General features: G+C 43.8%; 13 protein-coding genes and 1 pseudogene. 11 read left to right on the top strand and 3 right to left on the bottom strand.

What is annotated here, in order from left to right:
• Nucleotides 1-91 precede the first annotated feature (91 nt).
• The 3 genes from JMX97_RS00705 to coaE all read left to right on the top strand — a co-directional run bounded on the left by JMX97_RS00705 (nucleotide 92) and on the right by coaE (nucleotide 3,050).
• Complete coding sequence (locus JMX97_RS00705) at nucleotides 92-1,315, top strand: type II secretion system F family protein (RefSeq protein WP_201554119.1); 1,224 nt, start codon at nucleotides 92-94, stop codon at nucleotides 1,313-1,315.
• A 25-nt stretch (nucleotides 1,316-1,340) separates the two neighbouring features.
• Entirely contained in the window at nucleotides 1,341-2,240 is a 900-nt protein-coding gene (locus tag JMX97_RS00700) for a prepilin peptidase (protein ID WP_201554330.1), read from the top strand.
• Nucleotides 2,241-2,348: 108 nt separating this feature from the next.
• Nucleotides 2,349-3,050, top strand: coding sequence for a dephospho-CoA kinase (gene coaE, locus JMX97_RS00695; RefSeq protein WP_201554117.1), 702 nt, complete (start codon nucleotides 2,349-2,351; stop codon nucleotides 3,048-3,050).
• Here coaE and rlmB read toward each other — a convergent pair.
• Nucleotides 3,013-3,783, bottom strand: coding sequence for a 23S rRNA (guanosine(2251)-2'-O)-methyltransferase RlmB (gene rlmB / locus JMX97_RS00690; protein ID WP_201554115.1), 771 nt, complete (start codon nucleotides 3,781-3,783; stop codon nucleotides 3,013-3,015). The two genes, coaE and rlmB, sit on opposite strands and share 38 nt — an antisense overlap.
• Nucleotides 3,784-4,034: 251 nt before the next feature.
• A complete protein-coding gene (locus JMX97_RS00685) occupies nucleotides 4,035-4,370 on the bottom strand; it encodes a pyrimidine/purine nucleoside phosphorylase (protein WP_201554113.1) in 336 nt (111 codons plus the stop codon).
• Between the two features lie 713 nt (nucleotides 4,371-5,083).
• Between JMX97_RS00685 and recN the strand changes: the two genes are divergently transcribed.
• From recN to xerD, 7 genes are all read left to right on the top strand, one after another.
• Nucleotides 5,084-6,763 (top strand): DNA repair protein RecN, encoded by a 1,680-nt coding sequence (gene recN / locus JMX97_RS00680; RefSeq protein ID WP_201554111.1) that lies wholly within the window; start codon nucleotides 5,084-5,086, stop codon nucleotides 6,761-6,763.
• A 180-nt stretch (nucleotides 6,764-6,943) separates the two neighbouring features.
• Entirely contained in the window at nucleotides 6,944-7,507 is a 564-nt protein-coding gene (locus JMX97_RS00675; protein WP_201554108.1) for a YqgE/AlgH family protein, read from the top strand.
• Between the two features lie 53 nt (nucleotides 7,508-7,560).
• Nucleotides 7,561-8,115 carry a Holliday junction resolvase RuvX gene (gene ruvX / locus JMX97_RS00670; RefSeq protein ID WP_201554105.1) on the top strand — a complete coding sequence of 185 codons (555 nt, stop codon included), beginning with the start codon at nucleotides 7,561-7,563 and terminating at the stop codon, nucleotides 8,113-8,115.
• A gap of 92 nt (nucleotides 8,116-8,207) precedes the next feature.
• Entirely contained in the window at nucleotides 8,208-8,714 is a 507-nt protein-coding gene (locus JMX97_RS00665) for a hypothetical protein (RefSeq protein ID WP_201554102.1), read from the top strand.
• A gap of 56 nt (nucleotides 8,715-8,770) precedes the next feature.
• Nucleotides 8,771-9,031, top strand: a complete 261-nt coding sequence (tusA, locus tag JMX97_RS00660; protein WP_201554101.1) for a sulfurtransferase TusA — start codon at nucleotides 8,771-8,773, stop codon at nucleotides 9,029-9,031.
• A 63-nt stretch (nucleotides 9,032-9,094) separates the two neighbouring features.
• On the top strand, nucleotides 9,095-10,327 hold the full coding sequence (locus JMX97_RS00655) for a methyltransferase (protein ID WP_201554100.1): 1,233 nt from the start codon (nucleotides 9,095-9,097) through the stop codon (nucleotides 10,325-10,327).
• A 58-nt stretch (nucleotides 10,328-10,385) separates the two neighbouring features.
• Complete coding sequence (gene xerD, locus JMX97_RS00650; RefSeq protein WP_201554099.1) at nucleotides 10,386-11,324, top strand: site-specific tyrosine recombinase XerD; 939 nt, start codon at nucleotides 10,386-10,388, stop codon at nucleotides 11,322-11,324.
• A gap of 317 nt (nucleotides 11,325-11,641) precedes the next feature.
• On the opposite strand, the gene JMX97_RS00645 is transcribed toward xerD, so the two are convergent.
• A complete protein-coding gene (locus JMX97_RS00645) occupies nucleotides 11,642-12,556 on the bottom strand; it encodes a DMT family transporter (RefSeq protein WP_201554098.1) in 915 nt (304 codons plus the stop codon).
• 263 nt (nucleotides 12,557-12,819) lie between these two features.
• Between JMX97_RS00645 and JMX97_RS13690 the strand changes: the two are divergent.
• A pseudogene (locus tag JMX97_RS13690) lies at nucleotides 12,820-12,966 on the top strand (methyltransferase); the annotation flags it as partial.
• Between the last annotated feature and the right edge of the window lie 505 nt (nucleotides 12,967-13,471).

Here is a 13,471-nt window from a genome sequence, read left to right as displayed (position 1 = left end):
GCTAAAATAATACATATACATTTATACCTTAGTTCGGGCATTGTTCTATTTTTTAAGAAGTCCATCTTAGACAAAATTTGAGGGTAGAAACATGGCGAAAGCTAAGACCGATATGCTGTTAGACTTTATCTATGATGGGGTTAACCGACGCGGACAAAAAGTCAAAGGTGAGACTACCAGTCGTAGTTTGGAGCTGGCCAAAGCGACTTTACGTAAACAGGGCATCACTGTTAAGGGTATCAAGAAAAAGCCCAAGCCACTATACACCTTTAAAAAGCCCATTAAGCCCATTGATATTGCGATTTTTGCGCGGCAATTGGCAACTATGATGAAAGCAGGCGTCCCCTTGACCCAATCTTTTGAGATTGTCGCTGACTCACTTGATAATCCCAGTATGAAAGATTTGGTCCTACAGATAAAGGCTGATATTGAGGCTGGCGGTACTTTTGCCTCTGCCCTTCGCAAACATCCACGCTACTTTGATGATTTGTTTTGTTCGCTGGTCGATTCTGGTGAGCAGTCAGGTGCCCTAGAAACCATGCTTGAACGGGTGGCGACTTATAAAGAAAAGAGCGAGCTACTCAAAGCGAAAATTAAAAAAGCTGTGAAGTATCCTATTGCGGTCATCGTGGTCGCTGTCATTGTCACTATGATCTTGCTGATTAAAGTAGTACCAGTATTCTCAGATCTATTTGAGTCTTTTGGCGCAGAGCTACCGGCGTTTACTCAAATGGTGGTGGGCATGTCTGAGTGGATGCAAGCTTGGTGGTTCATTTTAATTATTGTGATTGGCGCTGCCATTGTTGGTTTTTCAGAGGCTAAAAAACGATCTAAGAAGTTTCGCGATTTTTTAGACCGTGCTACATTAAAGGCGCCGATAGTTGGTAATATTGCCTATCAAGCCATTATCGCTCGTTTTGCTCGTACGCTATCTACTACTTTTGCCGCTGGTGTGCCACTGATTGATGCTCTAGAATCCACTGCTGGGGCAACCAATAATGTGGTGTTTTATAATGCCACTCAACAAATAAAAAACGATGTTTCCACAGGCCAACAATTACAGTTTTCAATGCGCACAACCAACGTATTTCCGAGTATGGCCATCCAGATGGTGGGTATCGGTGAAGAGTCCGGTAGTTTAGAGGAGATGCTGGAGAAGGTAGCTGTCTATTATGAAAACGAAGTCGATAACGCGGTCGATGGCTTAACCAGCTTAATGGAACCAATAATTATGGCGGTGTTAGGTGTGTTGGTCGGTGGCTTAGTGATTGCCATGTACTTGCCAATCTTCCAGATGGGCTCCGTGGTAGGCTAAAGGCTAATTGAAGGACAGCGACTTGATGCAATTGATACCGTTATTACAAGATAATATGAGCTTGGCTTTAGTCGTGTTTGCGCTACTAGGTCTTTGCGTAGGCAGTTTTTTAAATGTAGTGATTCACCGTATTCCACTAATGATGGTCTATGGCTGGCGACAAGAGTGTGGCCAGTTCTTATCTCAACAAGCGGATATGAATCCTGAACATTCAGCAGCATTGACTCGCATGGTCGCTAATGATGTTCCCATTACTTTAAGTCTACCGGCCTCACGCTGCCCTCACTGCGCGCATAAAGTTAAGTGGTATGAAAACATTCCCTTAATAAGCTGGGTGGTTTTACGCGGTCGCTGCTCTGACTGTAAAGCAGCTATTGGGCTACGTTATCCTATCGTTGAACTGGTCACCGCGCTATTAACAGCAGTGGTTGTTTATCATTTTGGGGTTAATGCAGTGGGTCTATCAGCATTGATATTGGTATGGACGCTCATTGCCCTAACAGGCATCGATTTTGATACCCAGCTACTACCCGATCGCCTTACCTTTCCATTAGCAGGGCTCGGCCTAGCGGTCAACTCCCAAAGCTGGTTTGTAACGCCAACTCAGTCAATTTGGGGCCTATTACTAGGGTTTTTATCACTATGGGTAGTGGTCAAAGTATTTTATTTGATCACCAAAAAACACGGTATGGGCCAAGGTGACTTTAAACTATTAGCAGTAATGGGCGCGTGGCTTGGGCCACTAATGTTGCCACTCATAATTCTATTGTCATCTTTACTCGGCTCAATTATTGGTATTATTTTGATGAAGAAACAGGGCGAGAGCCAACCTTTCGCCTTTGGTCCTTATATCGCTATCGCTGGAATCATCGCGTTACTATATGGCTCAAATATCGTCAATTGGTATTTGGGCATGTACGTTTAAAGGCAATAGCGGTTATAACCCTCCATTGTCGTCATATTGCTAGATCCTGCCTATTATATTTATTAGTTGTTTTTATTTTTTATTCTATCAGCCAAATAAGTCATTTATATGTCAACAAACTTTAATTCAACGTCTCACCACGCGGTTACTAATACTAACCTGACGCGTCAGCAAGCTAAAAACAAAACCTTAGTAGTTGGGTTAACCGGGGGTATCGGTAGTGGTAAGTCCGCTGCCACTAACTGGTTTGCTGAACAAGGAATCGATATTATCGATGCTGACGTGATTGCCCATGAGGTGGTTACTAAAGGTAGCGCAACCTTACGTAAAATCCAGAGAAAATTCGGGGATTGGGTGATTAATGCTGCAGGAGAAATGGATCGCGCGCTGGTACGTGCGCACGTATTTACTCATCCTGAGGCGCTGATTGAACTTGAAGCCATTACTCATCCAGCAATACGTGAAGCGGCAAAAATACAGTTAGCGGCCAGCACATCAGCTTATGTAGTGCTATCGGCACCTTTGCTCATTGAGGCATCAGAAGCAGGATTGGCCAATCTATGTCAGCGTATCTTAGTCATTGATGCGACCGAGGACACGCAGCTTGCGCGTGCAAGTCTACGTGATGAGCAAAACGCGGCAAAGATTAGAGCCATTATGGTCAATCAACTTAATCGCGAAGAACGCAACCTTCATGCTGATGACGTTGTCGTCAATGAAGGTGATTTGGCCAGCCTACATTTGCAACTAAAGCCTTTGCATCAGAACTATCTTACCCTTGCCCAGCAGCTAAAGTACGCTGCCGATTGATCTCATAAAGCGCCATGCCGGTAGCGACACTAACATTAAGGCTTTGTAGATTGCCATGCTCGTTACCTGACATCGGAATATAAACCAGCTCATCACAGCTTTCAGTGGTTAAGCGGCGCATACCGTCACCTTCCGAACCCATAACAAGCGCGGTTTTGCCAGTCAAATCTGCGGCATGTATGGGTTTGGCATCGGCATTGAGTGCGGTACCGAATACAAATATGCCGGCATTTTTGATCTTCGATAGCGTGCGCGCCAGATTGGTCACGCTGATAATAGGCATCATCTCTGCTGCACCAACCGATACCTTAGCAACCGTCGGCGTTAGGCTAGCCGCATGATGCTTCGGGCAAATAACGGCATCGACACCCATTGCTACTGCCGTGCGTAGACAAGCACCAAAGTTATGCGCATCGGTAATCTGATCGAGTACCAGCAGTAAACACTGATCGCGTCCGGTAATGGTATCCAGCAAGCCATCATCTGCGAAACTCAACGGACGGGCATGGAGTACTACTCCTTGATGCTGCGGGCTGCCACACAACTGGGTCAGATTGTCTTTTTGGGTAGGTTGAAGACTGATACCATTCGCTTTCGCTTGCGCAATAATAGCTTGTACATGACTGTCGGTTTCGCGTCCTTGCTGTACAAATAAACTTAGCGCATCGAGAGGACGATATTCAAGTAAAGCATCGATAGCATGGATGCCATAAAAATAGCTGGGTTTTGCCATAACAGGCCTGCTGATTAAAAATTAAAAGTTGGCTATCGCTAAATAAGATAGGCTAATAGAATAGAAGTAACATGCGGTTGTAGACGGTCTCATTAAAAAGAAACAAACAAAATCAGAGTGATCTTATTTGTTTTATTTTCAATTGATAATGCTACGATTTCTAAGTTGACGGTCTACAGTTTTGAGCTACAGGTTCAAGCTATAGCTCTAATATTTGGGCTATAGTTTTATAGTTTACTGGATAATTAACATTAGCCTTCTAAGTGACAGACATACTGGACGATTTCTTCAGTACGTAAGTTAAACCCGCTATTACCTTCGACCACAAATGATTGTCCAGCGCGGTAGTAGCTGAATTCCTCATCACCATTGATTTTGACTTCACACTCACCGCTGATGATTTCGATACGCTCAGAGGTATTGGTGCTAAAGTGATAGTGTTCGACAATATTATCACAGGGTAGTATGACGCCTAATGTTTTATGGCGACCGTCCTCAAACATGATGGTGTGGCTTGAACAACGCCCATCATAAGATATAGTGGCCTGAGAATTGACCGTCACATTGGTAAATTTTGCCGCTGTCATAGTGGCTTCCTTATCAAATAATTATTGCTAAACTAAAAAATAAGCGACTGATTGAATCATGGTTGAGGGGTTGTATCTAAAACCACGTAAAGGCTTCAGATACAGATAAAGAATTTCAATCAAACTCTTTAAAGTACTGAGTTAGTTGATCACTTTACTAACAGTACACTGTCCTACAACGCGCTGACTTCTTATAATGTATCGCCACGTATGTAGAGATTGTAGCAAGAGTTTATCATTATGTGAGATTATGCTACCACATTATATCTACAAATTTTGTTACAACCCAGCTGAAATTTTTGTTACTGATTGGGGTCAGTATTTTTCAGTTATCTTAATCATGCTTGACTGCTATAAAGCAAGGTAGTGTTTGCAATTATACCTTGAGCACCGATATTATAAAATTACCTCAAAGTAAATTGCTCAGTACTCTGTTTTGAATACAGTTGCTTTTGATAAAGCTTATCGTTAGTCTAACTATCATTACGATGTTTATTAACAACTATTTTTATTGATTTTATAGGCGCTATTCTATGTAGATTTATGTGCTTGGTCATCTCTAAAATTTGTATTTAGAGTATTTTGACACCATATTATTTATCAATGCTACCTACTTAATAATACCTACCTTTTACTAATAAGTACCTACCTATTTTAGATATGACTCACCGAGGATCTTATTCGATGTTAATTGTCTGCCATGAGAGGCGTTGATGCTGTTATCACTAACTTTATATCAGTTTGCGTTAATAGCCAAGCATGAGCTGAGCGTTGCTGAAGGCTTTAATGTCATCACTGGTGAAACAGGAGCTGGCAAGTCGCTGCTACTTGATGCTCTATCCTTATGCGTCGGTGAGCGAGCAGACAGTGCCATGGTAAGGCATGGCGCCGCTAACGCTGATATTTATGCTCAGTTCGATGTTCAAGACAACAGTGTCGTCGCTGATTGGTTTGCTGAGCATGATCGACTATTAGATGAGCCAGAAGTATTGATTCGCCGGCAGCTAAGTAGCAATGGACGCTCAAAGGCATGGCTAAACGGCACACCTGTTAGTCTGGCTGAGCTTAAAAGCTTGGGCGCCTTGCTGGTTAATATTCATAGTCAGCACGCCCAGCAAGCATTGCTTAAGCCGCAGTTTGTAGTGCAATGGCTTGATGAGATGGCACAGATAACGTCATTAGTGGCACAAACGGCAAGTAGCTATCAGCAGTATCAGCAGCTAAAACGCCGTGCTGATGATATTGCTAGTCGTGAGGCTCAACGTCAAGATAGAATTCAGTTACTGCAAAGCCAACTTGCTGATATCTCGCCGCTACTGAGCGTTGATTATTTCGAGATCGAAGCGGAGCACGAAGAGCTGTCTAATATTGAAGCCTTGATGCAAGAAGCCAGTCAGGGTCTGCATCTATTGGATAATGATACTGATGAGCCGGATGTAATGACCCTGCTCGGACAAGCTATCAAGCTGTGTGACCATCAGATGGGTGTCAGTCAAACTTTTGAGCAGGCCTCAGAGCAGCTGCATTTAGCACAACAGCAAATTACCGAGGTAACGGCGATGCTCTCAGACTATGCTGAGCAACAACTGCCTGATCCTGAGCGGCTGCAAGCATTAGATAGCATGATAAGTTTAGGTCATCGCTTGTCACGCAAGCATAACTTGCCAGTAAGCGATTTAATCACCGAAGCGCAGGCTTGGGAGCAGCAATTAGAGCAGTTAGAAAATGAGCCTAGTAGTGATGTCTTGGCCGCGCAAATTGAGCAAGCCTGGCAAGAATACCTGCAGCTGGCAACTCAATTGAATGAGGAGCGATCGCAGGCCGCCCCGACTATTTGTACGCAGCTGATTGCGCAGTTGCAACCGCTGGCACTACCCAATGCACGCTGTGAATTTGTCTTTACTAAAAAAGCAGACCCAGCCCATTATAGTGCTCAAGGCTGCTACGATATTGACCTATTATTTAGCGCTAACGTTGGCATGCCAATGCAGCCGCTATATAAAATCGCTTCCGGCGGTGAGCTGTCACGAATGGCATTAGTCATGCAGGTGCTGCAAGCGACCAATGCGGATAATAATGCCGCCAAGCCGATGTTAGTCTTTGATGAAGTTGATGTCGGTATCAGTGGTGGTACTGCGCAAGTGGTCGGTGAACTACTTCGTGCCTTGGGTCAGACTCAGCAACTATTGGCCATTACTCATCAAGCGCAAGTCGCGGCGCAAGCGCACCAGCATATTTTAGTGCAAAAACATCATCATGAGCAGACCCAAAGCGAGCTGCTTATCTTGACTGATAACGCCCAAGTAGATGAGCTGGCACGAATGTCCGGCGGTATTACTATCAGCGACGTAACTCGTGATCATGCGAGAAGCTTGCTAACTGATGTTAAGTAAAGCCGTTGAATAACAAGTTGCTTATAAATACTCGTGAGTTAATAACGTTTAATATTGCCACCAGTTAATATTTGCCAGCCAGCTCCATCTCTGACATCAGTGATTTTTGGCTTCAGTTGATTTTTGGCTCAGTATCACCATATAGTAGTGCCCCACCCCTTTTATATTGTACTTACCCCTATGCCTAGAGCTAACTTGACCCATCATTTTTTAATTGCGGCACCAGAGCTGTCAGACCCTAGGTTTGAGCAGGCGCTGATCTATATCTGTCGCCATGATAAACAAGGCGCCCTTGGTCTGATAGTCAACCGTCCGCTAGAGCAATCGCGGGTAGGCAAGCTGCTAGAAGATTTAGATATCGAAGTCACTGATACACAGGTGATGGAGGATTTGGCGTTAGAAGGTGGCCCTGTGTACCCTGAAGTGGGTTTTGTACTGCATACAGGTCAGCCAGAGTGGGCTTCCTCATTTGCTATCTCTGAGAACGTCTGTATTACGACCAGTCAAGATATTCTTAAACGTATTGCTGCAGGTCAAGGGGTCGGGCATTACCAACTGTGCTTAGGCCATGCTAGCTGGGGTAAAAAGCAGCTTGAGCGCGAGCTTGATAATGGTGATTGGCTGGTTTGCCCTGCTGATTTAACTTTATTGTTCGATACGCCTTTTGAAGAACGCTGGCAGCTAGCCGCAGATAAGATTGGGGTCAATTTTGATTATCTAAGCAGTGATATTGGTCACGCTTAATAACTAAGCTAACCTCAATACACTATAAAAAAATATAGGAAACGTCCCCTACTATGGTAGATAGTGAGACCGACATCGAAATTGACAAAGAAATTGACAAAGAAATCGACAAAATTAATGATACCAGTGTTGCTGAGCCCGCCACTAAACCTCATCTGATATTAGCACTAGATTATGGGGTTAAAAAGATGGGCATGGCACTAGGTAATACTATTACCGAGACCGCGCGCGCATTCGATATTCTAGCGATGAATAATGGGCAACCTGACTGGGATAACTTAATTGGTATAATCAAAGTTTGGGCCGTCGCACAAGTGGTCGTTGGGCTACCGCTAAATATGGATGGCAGCAGCTCCATGCTCTCGAAGCGCGCGCATAAGTTCGCACGTAGGTTGGCTCATCGCCTTTTAGAGCAGCACTCACCGGCAACCGTGATACTTTGTGATGAGCGCTTGACCTCAGTAGAAGCGCGCGAGCTGGCATGGGAGAACGGTTGGATTAAAAATCAGCGCGATCCGATTGATGATATCTCTGCCTGTATCTTGATGTCTACTTACTTCGCTGAGCCTAGTAGCGGCATAGCAATTGATGCCATCCAAGCTGATTAAGGCAACTGTCAGACAAGTGGTAGTCAGACCAAAAATTATCAGCACATTTATAACTCTGTTAATAATATTTACCTAAAAGACGGCTGATTGTTATGACCAATGCCCCAAATCAATCTACGCAGTACGGCTTTACTCCGCTTGCGGTTACTCGTATTAAAGGCGCACAGCGACTAAACCAAATTGCGGTGTACCTGATTTATGCCGCTATTTTTGCCTTTATGGTATTTGGGACAATTGCTAGCATAAAGATGTTTCATGACAACCAGCTGCTGTATCGATTGTTTTTTAATCTACCCTATGTGCTGATTGCCCTGACCATTCCTATGACGCTTTATGATGCCTTTATTATTTATCGCTATCGGCTCAACCAGGCCTCGATGGTTATAATGACTATTGGGGTCTCGAGCATTATTCTTATCGGCGGGCTACTGTTTGCTGATACCGCTTGGCTAGGGTTGGCCTCATGGCTTGGTGTGGCATTCTTATTTAAAGTTAGTTTTAAGCGTTTTTTTGACTTTTTAGAAGTAGATGATTTATCAGAAACCGCTGAAGAGACATCTATGGATATCGCTACTGATTTGGATAATAAGCCATTATAAGTAAGTACATTTGGCAGAAAAATTGCATTTAACTCATTCAATTTAAAAAAATGACTATGACAACTTCAATACTAGACATCTCTATTAACCATCATTTAGACACTCAAGGGCTGATTTGTCCTGAGCCAGTAATGATGCTGCATAAGACTATTCGTAAAGCGGATGGCGGCGATATCATCGAAATAATCGCTACCGATCCGGCTACCACGCGCGACATTCCTAATTTTTGCCGTCATTTGGGGCACACGCTTGTCCATCAAGAAACGATGAATGATGCGCCAACGTATCGCTATTTAGTAAAGAAAAAGAGCGCTTAACATAACGCCAAGATATCTTTGCGTTATAGGGAACATATCATTCACAGGTTAAAGGTAGGCAGCGTGTTACCAACAGAAAAGCAGTATGTGCAGTGGCACGAAAACGAAACCTTATGTAATGCCCGCTGGTTGTCTGAAAGCAATCAAGTGCCGCCCGCGCGTATTGTTTTGGTCGACGACAAAACGACAGCAGATGAGGCCTATCGCTTAGCCTGCGCGGGCACTTCAATGCTTTGGCACGGTGATTTTCACAATGCGCGACAATTACTGCAAGCCATCAATCGACGCATTGAGCGCAGTGAGCAGCGCAAAATTAGTAAAGCGGCCAACAAGAATAAATCTGCTGAACCTACGGCTGAGTCCTCAGTAACACCTAAAATGATACCTGAAGTGTTATCTAAACAGCTACCTAATTTGTTTCATCAGCAACGCCAAGCCCAAGCCCAGCGTTCGCGCGTATTAGGCCGTTTGCTATTAAAGTTGGATGCCCGTTATGTCAGTCAGTTACGTCGCGCCCCCGATGTAAGTGCTGCCTGTACGGCTGCTTTTGGCCAGTTAGATAAGGCGATGGATGAGTCGTGCTTACTCTCGTTTCGTGACCTGCAAGGGGCCTTAGGCGCGGCGGGATGGCGCGCGAAAGGGGTACCGATTGAAAATTTAGGTTTATCAATTTTCCCACATTATGGGGTCTTCGCGCCAACACGTCATGAGTATGTGCAGCTGTTGCTCGATGCACCGCTGCCGGATACTTGTGATGTCGCCTTAGATATTGGTACCGGAACCGGTTTGCTGGCCATTATCTTGGCGCAGCGCGGTGTGCAACAGGTTATTGCGACGGACTTAAATCCGCGCGCTTTGGCCTGCGCCAGCGAGAACTTTGCGCGTTTAGAGTTATCTGCCGTGCAGTTGCAGCAAGCAGATTTGTTTCCGACTGACGCTCCATTGGCTAATCTGATTGTCTGTAATCCACCTTGGTTGCCCGCTAAGCCAACCTCGCCATTAGAACACGGAGTCTATGATGCCAATAGTGCTATGTTGCGTGGGTTTTTGCAGGGCGCAAAACAGCACTTAGCCGAGCAGGGAGAAGTCTGGTTGATTCTGTCGGATTTAGCTGAACATTTGCAGTTGCGAACCCGTGATGAGTTATTGGGCTGGTTTGCGGATGCTGATTTAGAGGTAAAATACCGTCTCGATACCCAACCTAAACACGGTCGCAGCCAAGACAACACTGATCCACTGTTTGCTGCACGCAGTGCGGAAATCACTTCGTTATGGTGTTTAGTACCTCAATCATAAAATTCTAAACGAATTAACTTACCTTATCCTGTCTTGTACAATCACCGAGTATTGTCTTATGAGCCGCGACCGTGCCGTACAGCAGCGACAACCAAAAGCGCTAGCCGTTGATGACGAGCCGACTTATATAACCGAGTTTCGTCAGGCGATGCTCGCTCGTGGTTTGGCGACCCGCACTCGTAACGCTTATGTCCGCGATCTGCGCTCTTGTGAGCTGACCAGTCATACGGCACTGACACTTTGGCAACTCGATGAAGTATTGCATTGCCTATCTATTCTTGCTCAAGACGGCAAAACCCCACGTACCCAAGCACGGATGCTCTCCAGCCTACGCCAGTTTTATCTATGGATGATTGCCAGTAATCTACGTGAAGACAATCCTTGCGAGCGTATTAAAACTCCAAAGATTGGTCGCCCACTACCGAAAGACTTAGCAGAAGCTGATGTTGATAATCTACTGGCTGCGCCTGATAGCAGCACCGCGCTTGGTTTACGTGATAAAGCCATGCTAGAGGTGCTATATGCCTGTGGTCTGCGGGTAAGTGAGCTAGTAAATTTATCAATAGAACAAGTTAATCTTAATGCTGGCTGGCTGCAAATCACAGGGAAAGGAAATAAAACCCGTTTAGTACCATTAGGAGAATATGCGGCCGATGCGCTTGAAGATTATTTAGCCCATGGACGCGGTGATTTGATTGCTCATTTAAAGGCAGGAAATTGCCAAGCAGTATTTTTAACTGCGCAAGGCGGTTATATGACCCGGCAAAACTTTTGGTATCTGCTAAAGAAATATACCAAAGTTGCCAGTATTGATAAAGACTTATCACCACATACATTGCGTCATGCTTTTGCTACGCATTTGCTAAATCATGGTGCGGATTTGCGTAGCGTACAGTTATTACTGGGACATAGCGATTTATCGACCACCCAGATATATACTCATGTGGCAACGGCTAGATTGCAGAAGTTACATGCTGAGCATCATCCGCGTGGCTGATTAATAAACTAAAAGTGGTCATTTAGTGTATATTTTGGCTCTAGTCAGCTTTATACAGAAGCTTGCAACCTTTTTATAAGCTTAGATTAACACACCAAGTGCAACGCTAAATGATGTCATAGAATACCTGATTAATTTTTTAGATTGTTCATAATATTTCATCCATGATATAGCTTATAATCCTAATTTGGGACGAGCTTATTTCTAGTTGAACCAAGCGTTTTACAAAATACCACCTCGTATAGAAAATTAATTTTTGCGAGCTGTTCGGTGCGCTGGGAGAATCCTACAAAACTATTTATAGGCAAACGAAGCAATTATTGCCGCAAGGACATAAATCCTGCTACGACAATCAAGAAGATTCCAATTAGAGATAACATGTCTGGAACTTCGGCAAAAAATACTAGCCCCCATAATATAGCAAATCCAACATACGCAAAGTCAAATGTACCAATGACTGCGGGCGGTGCCTTTTGATAAGCAATTGCTGCTCCTACACTACCTATCAGAATTGCAGCTGCCAACAGTGCCATTAACGCCCATTCTACGAACCCCATGTTTGTCCATGAAGCCAATAAGAAACCTTTACGTGGTTCAGAAACGATTGACGAAATCAAAACCGCAGCCAGTGTACCTACGACAACGAAAGTCAGGTTCAGTGCAAGCGATAGCATGACTGGATTAACTTCTCGGCACTTGGTACGAGTTAGGATCATTGACAAGGCATAAAGCACAGCGGAAATTAACGGCAAAATAGCAAAGAGGTTAAAATCTCCAGCTTTTGGGCGCAGTATTAATAAGACCCCTAAAAATCCGACAACTACCGCCATCCATCCAAGGCGACTGATTTTGTCACCAATGAATACGGCTGAAAAAAGAGTGATAAAAATAGGTAGTGTATAGTAGGTCGCGGCAGCAATCGACAAATCTAGATTTGGTAAAGCCAGGTAGTAAGCGAGCCACATGCCAACTAGCATGACGCTACGAAGCATTGTCCAGCCTAGCGCTGGTGGAACAGATAAAGCACTTGGCACTTTAATCCAAAGATAAAGCAGAAGAATAGGCATCACTAGGAGCGAGCGCAGAACAAATATTTGCCAGATAACAAACTCTGCGCTGGTGAACTTGATTAGTGCATCACCTAGTGAAAGCGCTAATACCGCTATGATAATTACCAATACTGCGAGAGGTAAGTTATCTTTATATTCTTTAAAGTGTGTACTAGGTTTCAAGTAAATACTCCTGATAGGCTAAGCTCTAAATATTAAACTAACCTACCCTTGTACCTACTTCAACCCCAACTCTCAATTCTCAATTCTCAATTCTCAATTCTCAATTCTCAATTCTCAATTCTCAATTCTCAATTCTATCAGTACAATTATACCAATCCATAGCTGCAAAATTTCCTTTTTCTCGTTACAATACACACTATAAAGTGTTCGCTTATTTTGTAACACGCACCATCCTTTTATTTATCCGATATCCGAGATATCCCATAAGCCATAGACCTCCTGCTGACCTATTAGAAAAAGCAAAACACTGGCGCGATGATATTAATTTTCGCCAAGATGTACTGGGCAAGCCTTTTGACTTTGCGACCACGTGGGGTATCTTTTCGCCACAAAAGCTCGATGACGGTAGCACGTAGGCTGGGTTTTTAACCCAGCGAATTCATAGATAATCTAGAAAGATGACTCATACTATATTAAGCACAAATCCTGCTTAATTATAACTATAAACTTAACTTGTAGATCCTGCTGGGTTAAAAACCCAGCCTACATCAAAATTAGCTTGATAGGTATGTAGTAGGTAGCGTGGACGGAGCAATAGCGAAATCCACGGTTGCAATAACGAGGCACAACTAGCTCCTTTCACAAATCCTAGCAATCCATAACTGAAAACTTACATAGTTATCATTACAATATTACTTATATGATTTGGATGAGTGGTTCTATCACCTTTAGGACTTACGCAAAACCGAATAAGTATTGCTAACCTCAAGAATAACGTAGTAGCATAAAGTCATGAAAAAGCCCAAAGTAACCCGACTAGATTATTGCCAATATCTCATGGTGAGTCAAATAAACTACACCATTACTAATTATGCTGATCATCATCCTGAGAATATCAGTCATGACCGTATCAAT

The organism is Psychrobacter sp. 72-O-c (genome assembly GCF_904846605.1).
Lineage (GTDB): Bacteria > Pseudomonadota > Gammaproteobacteria > Pseudomonadales > Moraxellaceae > Psychrobacter.
Note: the sequence above shows the minus strand (reverse complement) of the source record. Positions and strands in the feature narration are given on the sequence as shown.

Excerpts from the sequence above, each read along its gene's own strand:
- JMX97_RS00705 (WP_201554119.1), top strand. The coding sequence starts at position 92 with ATGGCGAAAGCTAAGACCGATATGCTGTTAGACTTTATCTATGATGGG.
- JMX97_RS00700 (WP_201554330.1), top strand. The coding sequence starts at position 1,341 with ATGCAATTGATACCGTTATTACAAGATAATATGAGCTTGGCTTTAGTC.
- coaE (WP_201554117.1), top strand. The coding sequence starts at position 2,349 with ATGTCAACAAACTTTAATTCAACGTCTCACCACGCGGTTACTAATACT.
- rlmB (WP_201554115.1), bottom strand. The coding sequence starts at position 3,783 with ATGGCAAAACCCAGCTATTTTTATGGCATCCATGCTATCGATGCTTTA.
- JMX97_RS00685 (WP_201554113.1), bottom strand. The coding sequence starts at position 4,370 with ATGACAGCGGCAAAATTTACCAATGTGACGGTCAATTCTCAGGCCACT.
- recN (WP_201554111.1), top strand. The coding sequence starts at position 5,084 with ATGCTGTTATCACTAACTTTATATCAGTTTGCGTTAATAGCCAAGCAT.
- JMX97_RS00675 (WP_201554108.1), top strand. The coding sequence starts at position 6,944 with ATGCCTAGAGCTAACTTGACCCATCATTTTTTAATTGCGGCACCAGAG.
- ruvX (WP_201554105.1), top strand. The coding sequence starts at position 7,561 with ATGGTAGATAGTGAGACCGACATCGAAATTGACAAAGAAATTGACAAA.
- JMX97_RS00665 (WP_201554102.1), top strand. The coding sequence starts at position 8,208 with ATGACCAATGCCCCAAATCAATCTACGCAGTACGGCTTTACTCCGCTT.
- tusA (WP_201554101.1), top strand. The coding sequence starts at position 8,771 with ATGACAACTTCAATACTAGACATCTCTATTAACCATCATTTAGACACT.
- xerD (WP_201554099.1), top strand. The coding sequence starts at position 10,386 with ATGAGCCGCGACCGTGCCGTACAGCAGCGACAACCAAAAGCGCTAGCC.